The organism is Kitasatospora sp. MY 5-36 (assembly GCF_001182915.1).
In the GTDB taxonomy this organism is placed as follows: domain Bacteria; phylum Actinomycetota; class Actinomycetes; order Streptomycetales; family Streptomycetaceae; genus Kitasatospora.
The window spans coordinates 1-14,580 of sequence record NZ_LFVW01000229.1; the positions used below are offsets into that span (position 1 = coordinate 1).

12 protein-coding genes are annotated in these 14,580 nt (G+C 72.7%); 6 read left to right on the plus strand and 6 right to left on the minus strand.

The features are described 5' to 3' along the window. The coding region (locus tag AE652_RS16885) for a phosphoribosyl-dephospho-CoA transferase MdcG domain-containing protein (RefSeq protein ID WP_049652225.1) at positions 1-339 on the plus strand (339 nt) is incomplete at its 5' end. A gap of 128 nt (positions 340-467) precedes the next feature. Next, on the plus strand, positions 468-1,112 hold the full coding sequence (locus tag AE652_RS16890; protein ID WP_049652226.1) for a dihydrofolate reductase family protein: 645 nt from the start codon (positions 468-470) through the stop codon (positions 1,110-1,112). A gap of 63 nt (positions 1,113-1,175) precedes the next feature. Here the strand turns inward: AE652_RS16890 and AE652_RS16895 are convergent, their stop codons facing one another. The 4 genes from AE652_RS16895 to snpA (AE652_RS16910) all read right to left on the minus strand — a co-directional run bounded on the left by AE652_RS16895 (position 1,176) and on the right by snpA (AE652_RS16910) (position 5,918). Continuing rightward, positions 1,176-3,263: a phosphocholine-specific phospholipase C gene (locus AE652_RS16895; RefSeq protein WP_082345783.1), complete on the minus strand. Its 2,088-nt coding sequence runs from the start codon at positions 3,261-3,263 to the stop codon at positions 1,176-1,178. A 177-nt stretch (positions 3,264-3,440) separates the two neighbouring features. Then, positions 3,441-4,100: a pentapeptide repeat-containing protein gene (locus tag AE652_RS16900; protein WP_049652227.1), complete on the minus strand. Its 660-nt coding sequence runs from the start codon at positions 4,098-4,100 to the stop codon at positions 3,441-3,443. Between the two features lie 228 nt (positions 4,101-4,328). Beyond that, positions 4,329-4,955, minus strand: a complete 627-nt coding sequence (gene snpA / locus AE652_RS16905) for a snapalysin (RefSeq protein WP_049652228.1) — start codon at positions 4,953-4,955, stop codon at positions 4,329-4,331. A 312-nt stretch (positions 4,956-5,267) separates the two neighbouring features. After that, positions 5,268-5,918, minus strand: a complete 651-nt coding sequence (snpA, locus tag AE652_RS16910; RefSeq protein WP_049652229.1) for a snapalysin — start codon at positions 5,916-5,918, stop codon at positions 5,268-5,270. A 318-nt stretch (positions 5,919-6,236) separates the two neighbouring features. Here snpA (AE652_RS16910) and AE652_RS16915 point away from each other — a divergent pair, with 318 nt between their 5' ends. After that, positions 6,237-7,214 carry a LysR family transcriptional regulator gene (locus AE652_RS16915; RefSeq protein ID WP_234348410.1) on the plus strand — a complete coding sequence of 326 codons (978 nt, stop codon included), beginning with the start codon at positions 6,237-6,239 and terminating at the stop codon, positions 7,212-7,214. A 76-nt stretch (positions 7,215-7,290) separates the two neighbouring features. Here AE652_RS16915 and AE652_RS16920 read toward each other — a convergent pair whose 3' ends face one another. Both AE652_RS16920 and AE652_RS16925 read right to left on the minus strand, forming a co-directional pair. Beyond that, entirely contained in the window at positions 7,291-8,514 is a 1,224-nt protein-coding gene (locus AE652_RS16920; RefSeq protein ID WP_049652231.1) for a low temperature requirement protein A, read from the minus strand. A gap of 494 nt (positions 8,515-9,008) precedes the next feature. Beyond that, the gene (locus AE652_RS16925) at positions 9,009-10,712 is read right to left on the minus strand and encodes an ABC transporter family substrate-binding protein (RefSeq protein ID WP_049652232.1); all 1,704 of its coding nucleotides are present in this window, start codon (positions 10,710-10,712) and stop codon (positions 9,009-9,011) included. A gap of 357 nt (positions 10,713-11,069) precedes the next feature. Here AE652_RS16925 and AE652_RS16930 point away from each other — a divergent pair, with 357 nt between their 5' ends. The 3 genes from AE652_RS16930 to AE652_RS16940 form a co-directional block, all read left to right on the plus strand. Continuing rightward, complete coding sequence (locus tag AE652_RS16930) at positions 11,070-12,050, plus strand: ABC transporter permease (protein ID WP_049652233.1); 981 nt, start codon at positions 11,070-11,072, stop codon at positions 12,048-12,050. Positions 12,051-12,065: 15 nt separating this feature from the next. Beyond that, positions 12,066-13,040 (plus strand): ABC transporter permease, encoded by a 975-nt coding sequence (locus AE652_RS16935; protein ID WP_049652234.1) that lies wholly within the window; start codon positions 12,066-12,068, stop codon positions 13,038-13,040. Continuing rightward, positions 13,037-14,580, plus strand: a 1,544-nt coding sequence (locus AE652_RS16940; RefSeq protein WP_049652235.1) for an ABC transporter ATP-binding protein, incomplete at its 3' end; no start/stop codon positions are given. The genes AE652_RS16935 and AE652_RS16940, both read left to right, overlap by 4 nt.

Consider the following 14,580-nt stretch of genomic DNA (forward strand, 5'->3'; position numbering starts at 1 on the left):
CTGCCCGAGGTCGGCCGGCTGGTCGCGGACCACCGGCTGCCCTGGGGCCCGATCGGCGCGGTCGGCTACGAGCTGGGCAGCGGCGTGCCGGTGGCCGGGCCGATGAGCCCGCTGCGGCTGGTGCTGCGCGCGCCGCAGCCGATCAGCCGGCGGGACGCCCTGCAGCTGCGGCGGGCCCTGACCAAGCTGCCGGTGCCCGTGCAGGCCGAACTGGAGACCCGGCACGGCTCGGTGCAGCTCGCCGAGTACGCCTCCGGCGCGCTCGGCCTCACCCTGCTGACCCCGGACGGGCCCCGCGAGGTCCACGACCCGTGGTTCCCCCGGGGCCCGTTCGCCTGACGGGCCCGGACCGCCCCCCGAGAAAAGTCCTCGAAAAATCCCGGGCCCGATGTCAATCCCGCCGGGTCCGCTCCGACGTCCCGGTGTGCGGCACCCCGCCGCACGATCACGGGACAGGAGCCCCAGTCATGAACCAACTGCTCAGAGTCATGAACTTCAACGTCTCCGCTGACGGCGTCGCGGCCGGCGAGCACCAGAGCTTCGAGCTGCCGTTCGGCCTCGACCGCCCCGAGCGGCTCTTCTCCTGGGCCGGGGCCACCGCGAGCTGGCCGATGCGCACCGACCCCGGCGGCAGCCGGGGCCTGGACGACTACTTCACCCGGGACTTCGACCGCAACATCGGCGCCGAGATCATGGGGCGCAACAAGTTCGGGCCCCAGCGCGGGCCGTGGCAGGACCACGAGTGGCGCGGCTGGTGGGGTGCCGAGCCCCCGTTCCGTACGCCGGTGTTCGTCATGACCCACCACACCCGGCCCTCGTTCACGCTCTCCGACACCACGTTCCACTTCGTCGACGGCGATCCGGCCACCGTCCTCGCGCAGGCCCGGGACGCCGCCGGCGGCAAGGACGTCCGCCTCGGCGGCGGGGTCACCACCATCCGCCAGTTCCTCGACGCCGACCTCGTGGACACCCTGCACGTGGCGGTCTCCCCGGTGAAGCTCGGCACCGGGCTGAAGCTCTGGGACTCCCCCGACGAGCTGCTCGACCGGTTCCACCTGGAGGTCGTGCCCAGCCCGAGCGGTGTGGCCCACCACCTGTTCTGGCGGCGCTGACCCGAGGGGGCCCCACTTCTCGGCGGAGGAGTGGGGCCCCGTTCGGCGCGGTGGGAACGACGGTCAGCCGGTGATGCTCGCCGCACCCGTCTCCAGGTGGCCGGTGAAGCGCTGGGACCAGGTGCTGTCCGCATCCACCGTCACGGTGAAGTCGTACCAGCCGTTGCTGTACGCCACGGCGTTGAAGAAGTCGCTCACGCTGCCGCCGGCCGGGACCTGGTACGTCCAGGGGCCGTCCGTGCGGTAGTTGTTGGACGCGATCGTGAACGTGATCGGGGCGCTGCCGGAGTTGGCGAGCCGGAAGTAGAGCGCGAGCTTGCCGGTGCCCGGCTCGACCGCGTAGGAGGCGGTGACGGCGGCGTTCTTGCCCGCCTTCGTCGCGTCGCCCTTGAAGCGGCGCAGGAAGCGGTTGGGGCCGACCACCGTGAGGTCGTACGGGCCGCCGCCGAAGTTGGTGCCGCAGTTGAAGAAGTCGCTGGTGCTGCCGCCCGGGTCGACCGTGTACTGCCAGGGGCCGCCGCTGCGGTAGGCGTTGGCGTAGGCCGCGAAGTGCGCGGACTTGGTGGCGGTGGCGCCCCCGTTGTCCATCGCGATCCAGACCTTCATCACCCCGCCGGAGCCGAACTCCAGGTGGTCCAGGTTGGCGTTCGGCTGGTACGGCAGGGCGCGCGCCGGGCGGGTGCCGGACTCCTGCACCGGGAGCTGGTTGTTCACCGGGGCCGGGTTGGGCAGCGGGCCGCAGGCGGACAGGCCGATGGTCTGCGAGGTGTCGGGCAGCGCGGGCAGGCCGTAGACCGGGTTGGCGAAGTCGAACACGCTGGTGAGGTCGCCGCAGACGCGGCGGCGCCAGTCGCTGATGTTCGGGCAGGTGGCGGGCTTGCCGAGGGCGGCGGTCCAGGTCTCCAGGAAGCGCAGCACCGAGGTGTGGTCGAAGGTCTCGGAGTTGACCCAGCCGCCGCGGGTCCACGGCGAGACGGCGATGAGCGGGACGCGGAAGCCGAGGCCGATGTTGGTGCCGTTGTAGAACTCGCCCGGGGTGCCGGCCGGGGCGGCGGGCGGCGGGACGTGGTCGAAGAAGCCGTCGTTCTCGTCGTAGTTGATGAACAGGACGGACGAGTCGAAGACGTTCGGGTCCGCGTTGAGCGCGTCGATCACCATGTGGACGAAGTGCGCGCCGTCCACCGGGGTGGCGTACGGGTGCTCGGAGGAGGCCTGGTCGGGGACGATCCAGCTCACCTGCGGCAGCGTCCCGGCCAGGACGTCGGCCTTGATGGCGGCGGCGATGTCGTCCGGGGTCCGCCCGGTGACCTTGGGCACCGAGCCCATGCCCTTGACGGCCAGCGGGCTGCCGGCCTGGGCGCCCGTGAAGTTCGTGAAGTACGCCAGGGCGTTGTCGCCGTAGTTGTCGGCGGCGTTCTGGTAGACCTTCCAGCTGACGCCGGCGCCCTCCAGCGCCTCGGCGTAGGTCTGCCAGCGCAGGCCCTTCTCGTCGCCGCCGTCGTAGGCCGGGCCGCCCGCGGTGCCGGCCGGGTCGATCTGGCCGGACCAGTGGTAGGTGCGGTTGGGGCCGGTCGCGCTGAGCACGGAGCAGTGGTAGGCGTCGCAGATCGTCCAGTTCTCGGCCAGGGCGTAGTGGAACGGGATGTCCTGGCGGGTGAGGAAGCCGAGCGTGCGGACGTTGCCCTTGGCGGCGACCCAGGAGTCCATCTTGCCGCCGTTCCAGGCCTTGTGCTGGTCACCCCATCCGTGGCTGAGGTCTCCGTTGCACTGGGCGAGGCGCTCCGGGTCCGCTCCGCCGGCCGGCTTGGTCTGGCTGAACTGCCAGGGGTACTGGCGGGCGAGCAGGCCGTTCGGCTGGTTGAAGACGCTGTAGCCGCCGGAGATCTGGATGGCGCTGCGGTCGGCGAAGCCGCGCACGCCGCGCAGCGTGCCGAAGTAGTGGTCGAAGCTGCGGTTCTCCTGCATCAGGATCACCACGTGCCGGGCGTCGGTGATGGTGCCGGTCGCGCTGAGCGCGGCGGTGGAAGCGGGAGCTGCGCCACTTCCCTGGGCGGCCCCCGCGGGCCCCGCGGCTCCGGTGCCGGCCACGGCGAGGCCTGCCGCGGCGGCGCCGGACAGCGTGACGAACTTCCTACGACTCAACTCGGCCATCAGACCGGTCCGTCCCTTCGCTGGCGATGTTGTGTGCACAAGTCGGGGCCATCGATCGCGGAGAAGTCTCCACCTCGGCCCGACCGGCCCACCAGGTGCCGACGGCAGGTTTGGCGGACTGTTCGCCCGGGCGTCACCGAGCGACGCCCGGCTGAACGGGCGAAGGGGCTCAGGTGCTCAGCGGTCCTTGACCTCGATCCCCAGCGCGTGGGCGAACTGGGGTGCCAGCTCCATCAGTTGGAGGGAGCTGATGACCGCCCCGCGCAGCCCCTGGTGGCCGTCGACCAGACCGAGCCGGACGGCGCCCCGCAGGTCCGTCCGGCTCAGCGTGGCGCCGCGCAGCCGGACCTCCTCCAGCGTGGAGCCGGGGAAGGACACCCCGGTCAGCTTCGCCTCGCCGAAGTCCACGTCGCGCAGCAGGCAGTCCTCGAAGACGACGTCCCGCAGGACGGCCGAGCGCAGGTTGACCGCCTCCAGCTTGCAGCCCCGGAACACCACCCGGCGCAGCGCCGAGCCGTACCCGGCGACCCCGGCGAGCACGCCGCCGACGAAGGAGCTGTCCTGCCACTCGGAGTCGCTCAGGTCGCAGGCGACCCAGCGGCCGGCCTGCACCCACACCTCGTTGAACCGGGCCTGGCGCAGCTTGACCCCGCTGAGCGCGACACCGGTGAAGGCGCACTCCAGGAAGGCCGCCCCAGCGCCCGACTCGTCGGTGTGCTCGCCGCCGTCGAAGTGCGCGGTGTCGTACCGCTCGTCGGCGCGCAGCGGCCCGGTGTGCGGGCGCAGCAGCTCGGCGTACGGGAGGTCGGCGAGCCGGTCGGGGGCGGAACGGGGCATGGCGGTGGCTCCTGGCGGTCGGGGCGTACGGGTCTCGGCCGCATGCTCGCACGCGGCACCGACAACGCCGGGGAGCGACGAGGCCCCGGACCGGATCGCACCCGGGAAGCGACGAGGCCCCGGACCGGATCGCACCCGGGAAGCGCCGAGGCCCCGGACCGGCCGCGCCGAGGCGGCCGGTCCGGGGTTCACCGTCCGGGGTTCACTGCCCGGGGTTCAGCGCCCGGCTCAGCCGCGCGCCCAGAGCGAGTTGACGCGGCTGCGCTCGGTGGTGTTCGGGTACGGGTTGGTGCAGGAGGTGCCGGGGCCGCCGCCCGACATCAGCTCGCTGCACGGGCCGGAGTAGTGGTCCGGCAGGCCGAGCACGTGGCCGGTCTCGTGCGCCACCACGCGCACCGAGCTGTACTGCTGGTTCTGCTGGTAGTCGAGGAAGACGTAGCCGCGCCCGTGGCCGTCGGTGCTGGCGTAGGAGCCGCGGCTGTCGTTGCCCTCGTAGTAGCGGAAGTCGGCGGCCGAACCGGACTGCAGCTTGACGTTGGCGACCGAGCCGTTCCAGATCTGCGCGGCCTGGGATATCTGGTTGCGGAAGGAGGGGGCGGAGCTGGCGTCGTAGGTGACGGTGACGCTCGCCAGGCCCGGGTTGGCGGCCTGCTTGGCCTTGGCCGAGGCCATCACGGCCTGGAAGAAGGCCTGGTTGTTCGCCGCCTCCGCGGCCGAACCGGCGTACGTCGTGGCGGTGTAGCCCTGCACGGCCGGGGCGGTCGGCGTCGCGGCCGCGGCGGCGGTGGTGGGCAGCACGGCGAGGCCGGCCGCGAGGGCGAGGCCGAGGGTGGCGGACAGCACGGATCGCTTCATGTGGGGGCTCCGATTCCTGAGGTGACGTGGCCGGTTGGGGGCCGGCCGGGGGGAACACCTGGTCAACGGGTGGTGTCCCCAGAGCTTCGGGCAACCCGGCGCGTGCGCGGATGATGCCAACCCGCGATAGCACCGTTCAATACCCCTGCTATGGAGTCGATTTGAGCTGTCTTTTCCTCGCCTTGACTCAATCGTGCCCCTGGCATTCCGTTCCGGCGGCGGCTAGGCTCCGGTCCGGGGAAGTACCCGGGGTGGCGGGCCGCTCGATTCCGGCCGAGCGGCCCGCCACCCCGAACCCGCTTGCCGCTCGCGTCAGTTCCGCGCCGCGAGACCGTTCGCCCAGAGGTAGTCGACCTGGCTGCGCTCGTTGCCGTCGGGGTACGGGTTGGTGCAGGACGGGCCGGGGCCGCCGCCGGACATCAGCTCGCTGCACGGGCCGGAGTAGTCGTCGGGCAGGCCGAGCACGTGGCCGGTCTCGTGCGCCACCACGCGCACCGAGCTGTACTGCTGGTTCTGCTGGTAGTCGAGGAAGACGTAGCCGCGCCCGTGGCCGTCGGTGCTGGCGTAGGAGCCGCGGCTGTCGTTGCCCTCGTAGTACGAGAAGTCGCCGCTGCCGCTCGCCGCCTGGAGCTGGACGTTGGTCTCCGAGCTGTTCCAGATCTGCGCGGCCTGGGATATCTGGCTGGTGAAGGAGGGCGCGTTCGCGGTGTCGTAGGTGACGGTGACGGTCGCCAGGCCGGGGTTGGCGGCCTGCTTGGCCTTGGCCGAGGCCATCACGGCCTGGAAGAAGGCCTGGTTGTTCGCCGCCTCCGCGGCCGAACCGGCGTACGTCGAGGGGGTGTAGCCCTGGACGGCCGGGGCGGCGGGAGCGGCCGGCGCGGCGTTCGCGGCGGTGGCGGGCAGGACCGCCAGGCCGGCCGCGAGGGTCAGGCCCAGGGCTGCGGACAGCACGGATCGCTTCATGTGGGGACTCCGGTTTCGCGGTGCGCCGGCTCGCCGGGGCCCGATGGGGGCCGGGCCCGGCCGGGGCGCACGGTGGGGGCCGCCCCGGGCGGTGGCCGAGGGGCGGGTTGCTGCCCCCGAGCTTCGACCCGGGCGGGGCCGTCGCGGATGATGCCAACCGGCGATAGCACCACCGCATAGCGGCCCGGTGCCGTCGTGCGGCGCACCGGTCGATCCGTCGGCCGTTCAGCCGGTCGGTCCGTCGGCCGGCCCTTCGGCATGCCTTGAATGCCTGTCATGTCCTTGACGAAGGGGTGCGACGGCGTCTATGCTCCCGACGTGGAGCTCGACGTGAGACACCTCCGGGTGCTGTGCGCGATCGCCGACAGCGGCAGCCTCCGCAAGGCCGCGCTCCAGCTCGGCATGACCCAGCCCTCCCTCACCACCCAGCTGCACCGCATCGAACGGGCCATCGGCGGCACCCTGTTCACCCGCGAGCAGACCGGCAGCCGGCCCACCGCGCTCGGCCACTCGGTGCTCTCCCGGGCCCGGCCGGTGATCACCGAGATGGCCGCCCTGGTGGCCGCCGCCCGCCAGGAGGCACGGGACTCGGCCGGCCCCGGCCGGCAGCGGCGGCTGCGGATCGGCAGCGTCGGCAGCCGGGCGGTCGCGGCCTGGCTGCGCCGGGTGCACGAGCGGCTGCCGGACACCGACACCACCATCCACGTCGACATCTCGGCCAGCGCGCTGCTGCGGATGGTCGCCGCCGACCAGCTGGACGTGGCCTTCGTGCACGAGTGCGAGGGCTTCCCGCTGCGGGTCCCGACGGACGCCGAGCACCGGGTGCTGATGGCCCGGGAGCCGCAGTTCGTCGCGCTCGCCGCCGGGCACCCGGCCGCCGCCCGCGACGTCGTCCACCTGGCCGACCTCGCCGAGGACACCTGGATGGTCGACCCGACCGCCGACCACGAGTACGCGGCGATGCGCCGGGTGTTCACCGAGGCCGGGCTCAACCCCCGGGTGCTGCAGGTGCGGGACAACGCCACCGCCGCCGAACTGGTCGCCTCCGGCGAGGCCGTCCGCCCCTGCCAGCCCACCTCGCTGCCCGGTCCCGGCACGGTGGTCCGCCCGGTGCACGGGGACCCGCTGGCCGTCCGGCTGCTGTTCACCTGGCGTCCGCGCGTGCTCAGCCCGCCCGCGCTGGACGCGCTGTACGGCGAACTGCGGGCCGCCTACCTGGATCTGGCCAAGGTCAACCCGGCCTACCTGGACTGGCTGGCGCGGCACGAGCCGGTGCTGCTGGGCCGGGTCGGCTGACGGGCGGGGCGGGCAGGGCGGTTCGGACTGAGCGGTTCGAACTGGGCGTGCCCCGTGGATCGGTACGCCCCGCGGATCAGTAGGCCCGGCGGGCGCCCGCCCGCCTGCTCTCCCGGCCGTGGACCAGCACGCCCACCGCCACCATCAGCGCGCAGACCAGGCCCGCCGCGAGCACCCCGGAGCCGCCGAGCGCGGTGCAGGCCAGCACCAGCGCGGCCCCCGCCGGCGCCACCGCCTGGGCCGCCGCGCCCCGCTTGGTGTGCCGGGAGTGCAGGAACCAGACCGTGACCAGGTAGAGCGCGGTGGGCACGGTGACCGTCGCGGTGGCGGCGGTCTCGGAGATGTGCGCCTGGTGCACCGCCGACTCCACCGCCACCTCCAGCCCGGTGCCGATCGCCGCCGCCGAGGCGAACACCAGGTAGTGCCCGTACCCCCAGACCAGCGCCTGCCGGTTGGAGCGCAGGTGCTCGTGGACGGACCGGGCGAAGTAGATCCACCAGGCCGCGAAGCAGATCAGCAGCCCGCCGGCGGCCACCGGCACCAGCCGGCCCAGCTCCTCGTGCTCGTCCACCGCCGACTGCACCGCGACGGTCGCCGCCGCCACCGTCTCGCCGAGCACGATCAGGGTGAACAGCCCGTACCGCTCGGCGATGTGGTGCGGGTGCCAGGAGGTCCGCGCCCGCAGTTCGGCGACCACCGGTACGGCCAGCTCGCACAGCACCCCGACCGGGATGACGTACAGCCGGACGTCCTGCGGCAGGAACAGCACCACCACCCAGCCGGCCTGGCAGAGCGTGATCCCCACCGCGTAGCCCAGCGCGACCCGGCGCGCCGGGCCCTGCTCGCCGGCGGCCGCGCGCAGCCACTGGGTGACCATCGCCAGGCGCATCACCAGGTAGCCGACGATCCCCAGCGTCAGGTCCTGGGTGGCGAAGATCCGCGGCACGCCGGCGGCGAGGATCAGCACCCCGGCGATCTGCACCAGCGTGGTGATCCGGTACGGCACGTCGTCGACGTCGTACGCGGAGGCGAACCAGGTGAAGTTCATCCAGGCCCACCAGATCGCGAAGAAGGCCAGCACGTAGCCGCGCAGGCCGTCGCCGTAGTGCCCGGCCGCCAGCGAGCCCGCCAGTTCGCGCCCGGCCTGGCCGACCGCGACCACGAAGCAGAGGTCGAAGAAGAGCTCCAGCGGGGTGGCGACCCGGTGCGGCTCGTTCCGGTCGCGCGGGACCATCCGGCGCACCGGCGGCGGATCGACGGGGTGGCTGGGGCGTGCCGTCGCGGCGGGGTCACTGGCCATCGGAGCTGCTCCGGGGAGTCGGGAGGAGGGCGGGGGGACCGTCCCGCGCATCCTGGCAGCGGCCCCGGCCCGGCGCACGCACCGGCGCGACGGCTCTGCACGCGGGCGTGACGGCCGTGCACGCACCGGCGCGGCCCGGAAAGGCCGCGCGCCCCCGGGCACGATGGCCCCGTATGTCCCCTTTTTTCCTTGCCGTCAGCCGTAGTTGACGCTCCGGTGCGCGAACCGGGTGACAGCGCGGCGGGTTTCCGGGCGCGCCCCGCGCGCTGCGTCGCGAGCGACCGGAGCGCCGCTAGATTCTTCCCCGGTTGGAAGAGCGCGGGCCCTGCCGGGCCCCACGACACGGGTGGCGTGCGGGCAACGCGGAAGGTCAAGGCGGGTGGCGGGATTGCGGGGGCGGCGGAGCCGATCCCCCCGCGTCCGCGCCACCGGCCTCGTGATCACCGCGCTGCTCGCCAGCGCCTGCCGTGCGGCCCGCCCCGCCCCGGCGGCGGCTACTTCTCCCAGCCGAGCTTGCTGTAGTCCTCCCCCGCCAGACCGAAGGCCCCGTAGTTGGCCAGGCCCTTGCGGGTCGCCACCACCTCCGGCCGCTGGTAGAGCTCGACGGTGTGGCCGAGCTCCCAGATCTTCGCGTCCGCCTGGTTGTAGAGCTTCGCGGCCTCCGCCGGGTCGACCGTCCCGGCGGCCTTCTTCAGCAGCTCGTCGATCTCCTGGCTGCCCAGGCGCGAGGGGTTGCTGAAGCTGTTGTCGCCCACCGGCAGCCGGAAGTTGGTCAGGCTCTTGGAGAGCGGGAAGGAGTCGGTGTTGCGCCAGCTCGCGATCTCGAACTTGCCCGGGTTCACGTACTTGGTGAAGAAGTCGTTGGCGGGCACCTTGTCCAGGCTGACCTTGGCCCCGGCCGCCTGCCACATCGCCACCGCCGCGGTGGCCAGGTCGATCTGGGCCTGCGGAGTGGAGTCGTTGAGCACCCAGTGCAGTTCCAGCGGCCGGCCGTCCTTGGTGCGCGGCTGACCGCCGCCGGCCTCCTTCCAGCCCGCCTCGTCCAGGAGTTTCTTGGCGGCGGCCAGGTCGAACCTGGCCCAGTCGCCGGAGGTGTCCTGGTAGCCGGTCTGGTTGGGCATGAAGATGTGGTTGCCGAGCGGCTTGAACTCCACCGGCACGCCGTTGTTGGCGATCTTGATCAGTGCGGAGCGGTCCAGCGCCTTGCCGAGCGCCTGCCGGACCTTCCGGTCGCTCAGCGCACCCGAGCCTCCGAAGGAGATGTGCACCTCGTCCCACGGACTGGCGCTGCGGATCACGGTGTCCTTGGCGTCCTTGAGCTGCCCGTACGCGGTGGCGGTGCCGGCCGCGGCGTAGTCGATCTCGTTGTTGAGGTACGCCTGGGTCGTCGCCGACTGGGACATCACCCGGAAGGTGACCTTGTCGACCTTGGCCCTGGTGCCCCACCAGGCCGGGTCGGGGACGAGGGTCAGGGTCTGCGCGGTCTTGTCCGCCGTGCCGACCTTCAGCGCGCCCGCGGTGATCGGGATCTTCTCCACCCAGCCCTTGTTGAAGTCGTCCGGGGTGGAGATCCCGGCCGCCGGGATCAGCGGGCGGAACAGGTTCTGCCAGTCGGCGTACGGCTCGGCGAAGGTGACCTTCACCTCGGTCGGATCGGCGCCCTGCTCGACCGCGGAGATCTGCTCGTAGCCGGACGGGTCGGAGACGTTGTACGCCGGGTCCTTGCCACCGGCGGCCTGCCAGTCGGCCTTGAAGTCCAGGTAGCCGAGCGGCTTGCCGTCCGACCACTTGGCCTTGGGGTTGAGCCGGTAGGTGACCACCTGCGGCGAGGTCGAGGTGACCTTGGCGTCCACCAGGTAGTCCGGGTCGGGCAGGAAGCTGCCGGCGGCGTCCGTGGTGAAGAGCGAGGGCTCCAGGTTGCGCATGATCGAGACCGCGGAGCCGTAGTAGCCGTCCACCTGTAGCGGGTTCCACTGGGTGATCCACTGGTAGAGCGGGAAGCGCACCTCCCCGCCGTCCTTGACCTGGTCCAGCGGCTTGGGGTTGAGGTCGTTGGCGCCCGGGCCCGGCGGCTCGCTCTTCGCCGCGTTGTCGGCGGAGCCGCCCCCGCCCGAGGTGCACGCGGTGACCGCGAGCGCGACGGCGACGGCGAGCGCGGCGGCCCGGCCGAGGCGGCGGGCCGTGGTGGAAGCGTCCATGAGGGTCCCCCTGGGATCGATGACGGGAGTTGGGGCGCGAGAGGTGTGACGGGGCTTGAGCGTGGGCAGCCAATTCGGCACCGGGCGAGCAGAAGGTAACAGCGGATCAGATCCGCCACCAGGGGGAGGAGGGCACACCTGATCGAAAAGTCACACGCGGCAACACGGGCGCAACACCGCCTCAGTGCCCGGGTGCTTCACTCTGACCTGCGCTTTCCCAACTCACTGATCAGTCAATCGATCTGACGATCCGCCGAACCATGCCAACCGACGCCCCGAACGGGCCCGGACCGGAGGCCCCCACCCGATGCCCACCAGACGCGTCGGCCCCACCCGCACCGTGACGGGCGGCCGTTGATGCTCCGCTTCCTGACGAAGCGGCTGAGCTACTACGCGGTGCTGCTGATCGCCGCCGTCTTCCTGGCGTACGCGATCTCCGCGACCGCCCTGCAGCCGCGCACCTACTTCGACGCCAAGGTCCCCCGCCCGGCCGTCGAATCGGTCGAACGCCAGCTCACGGCGCTCAACCTGAATGACCACACCCCGGTCGTCGAACGCTTCGGCCACTGGGCCGGCGGGCTGCTCCACGGCGACCTCGGCCGGACCATCCACGACACCCCGGTCACCGACGACTTCGGCCGCCGGGTCTGGGTCTCGCTGCGGCTACTGCTGCTCGGCAGCCTGCTGGGCATGGTCCTCGGCGTCGCGGCCGGGGCCTGGAGCGCGGTGCGCCAGTACCGGATCTCCGACCGGCTGCTCACCGTGCTGTCCTTCGTGCTGCTCTCCACCCCGGTCTTCCTGGTCGCGCTGTTCCTCAAGAACGGCGCCATCGCCGCCAAGGACGCGGCCGGCCACGACGTCATCCCGTTCACCGGCTACGAGACCCCCGGGCTCACCGGCGGCCTCGGCACCCACCTCGCCGACTGGGCGCTGCACCTGCTGCTGCCCACCATCTCGCTGGCCCTCGGCGGCCTCGCCACCTACAGCCGCTACCAGCGCGGCACCATGCTCGACGTGCTCGGCTCCGACTACCTGCGCACCGCCGAGGCCAAGGGCCTGACCCGCGGCCGGGCGCTGCTCAAGCACGGGCTGCGGACCGCGGTGATCCCGATGTCGACCATGTTCGCCTACAGCTTCCTGGGCATCTTCACCGGCGCGATCTTCACCGAGACGATCTTCGGCTGGCACGGCATGGGCGAGTGGCTGATCCAGTCGATCAACGAACAGGACGTCAACTCGGTGGTGGCGATCAACCTGTTCACCGCCGTCGTCGTGCTCGTCTCCGGCTTCCTCGCGGACACCCTGCACGCCGCCCTCGACCCGCGCGTGCGGTCCTGACCGGAGGAGAGCCGAATGACCACCACCGTCGCCGAGCCCTCCGCCCCGGCCACCGCCCCCCGGGGCACCGGCCGCGGACGGCTCGTCCTCAGCCGGCTGCTCGCCGCCCGCGGCGCCGTCGCCGGGGCCGTCATCGTCCTGCTGCTGTTCCTGCTCGCCTTCGGCGGCGCGTACCTCACACCCTGGGACTACGCCGCCCCGGACTTCTCCGCGCTGCACCAACCCCCGTCCGCCGAGCACTGGTTCGGCACCAACGGGGTCGGCCAGGACGTCTTCGCGCAGACCGTCCGCGGCCTGCAGAAGTCGCTGGTCATCGGTCTGCTGGTGGCGCTGTTCTCCACCGTGCTGGCCTCCGTCGTCGGCGCCTGCGCCGGCTACTTCGGCGGCTGGACCGACCGGGCGCTGATGTTCCTGGTGGACCTGATGCTGGTCTTCCCGGCCTTCCTGGTCATCACCATCGTCTCGTCCCGGCTGAAGAGCGCCGGCTGGATCGCCTTCGTCCTGCTGCTCGCCCTGTTCAACTGGATGATCACCGCCCGGGTGGTCCGCTCGATGACCGTCTCCCTGCGCGAGCGCGAATTCGTCCGCGCCGCACGGTTCATGGGCGTACGGCCGCTGCGGATCATCAGCCGGCACATCCTGCCGAACGTCGCCTCCTTCCTCATCATCGACGCCACCATCGCGGTCGGCGGCGCCGTGATGAGCGAGACCGCGCTCTCCTACTTCGGCTTCGGGGTCAAGCCGCCGGACGTCTCGCTCGGCACCCTGCTCGCCGCCGGGACCGGCGAGGCCCCGGTGTTCCCCTGGCTGTTCTACTTCGCCGCGGCGCTGCTGGTGCTGTTCGTGCTCGCCGTCAACCTGATCGGGGACGGGCTGCGCGACGCCCTCGACCCCACCTCCGGGGCCGCGCCCCGCCGTTCCCGGTCCGCCCGCCGCTCCCGGTCCACCCGCCGTTCCCACCGCCCTGCCAGCCGTAGGAAGCTCCCGTGACCACCACCGTCGAAACCCCGCTGCTCGCCGTCCGGGACCTGCGGGTCGACTTCGCCGGGCCCGACGGCCCGGTCCCCGCCGTCCGCGGGGTGGACCTCACCCTGCGGCGCGGCGAGACCCTCGGCATCGTCGGCGAGTCCGGCTCCGGGAAGTCCGTGACCGCGCTGTCCGTGCTCGGGCTGCTGCCCGGCACGGCGCGGGTCAGCGGCTCGGTGCGGCTGGACGGGCGGGAACTGGTCGGGCTGCCGGGCCGGGAGCTCGCCGCGATCCGCGGCCGCCGGATCGCCATGGTCTTCCAGGACCCGCTGTCCGCCTTCACCCCGGTCTACCGGATCGGCGACCAGATCGCCGAGGCGGTCCGCGTCCACCAGCGGGTGGACCGGGCCGCCGCGCGCCGCCGGGCCGCCGAACTCCTCGACCTGGTCGGCATCCCGGCGCCCGACCGGGCCCTGGACAGCTTCCCGCACGAGTTCTCCGGCGGCATGCGGCAGCGCGCGATGATCGCCATGGCGGTCGCCAACGATCCCGACATCCTGCTCGCCGACGAGCCCACCACCGCCCTCGACGTCACCATCCAGGCCCAGGTGCTGGACGTGCTGCGCACCGCCCAGCGGGAGACCGGCGCGGCGCTCGTCCTGGTCAGCCACGACCTCGGGGTGATCGCCGGGGCGGCCGACCGGGTCGCGGTGATGTACGCCGGACGGGTGGTCGAGACGGCCGGGGTGGACGAGCTCTTCGCGGCCCCGCACCACCCGTACTCGCTCGGCCTGATCGGCGCGCTGCCCCGGCTGGACGGGCGCGGCGGTCCGCTCGTACCGATCCCCGGCACCCCGGCACCGATGGCCGAACTGCCCCCGGGCTGCCCCTTCGCGCCGCGCTGCCCGCTCGCGGAGGAGCGCTGCACGACGGCCGAGCCCGCCCTGGAGGGTACGGAGGAGCACCTGTCGGCCTGCGTACGGTCGGCGGAGCTCGCCGAGCGGCGGCCCGCGCCCGCCGAGGTCTACCCCGTTCCGGAGCTGCCGCCGGCCGCCGCCGGCCCCGTCGACCGCTCCACCCGGACGCCGGTGCTGTCGGTGAGCGGCCTGGAAAAAACGTTCCCCCTCCTCAAGGGCACGGTGTTCAAGCGCAAGGTCGGCGAGGTGTACGCGGTGGACGGCGTCGACCTGGACCTGCGGGAGGGCGAGACCCTCGGCCTGGTCGGGGAGTCCGGCTCCGGCAAGTCCACCACCCTGTTCGAACTGTTGCGGCTCGGCGCCCCGGAGACCGGCCGGATCGAACTGCTCGGCCACGACACCGCGACGCTCACCCGGGCCGAGGCCCACCGGCTCCGCGCCCGGGTGCAGATCGTCTTCCAGGACCCGATGGCCAGCCTCGACCCCCGGATGCCGATCGGCGACATCGTCGCCGAACCACTGCTCGCCCAGCGCGCCCCGCGCGAGGAGATCGCCCGCCGGGTGCCCGAGCTGCTGCGCCAGGTCGGCCTCGACCCGGAGCACGCCGTCCGCTACCCGCACCAGTTCTCCGGCGGCCAGCGCCAGCG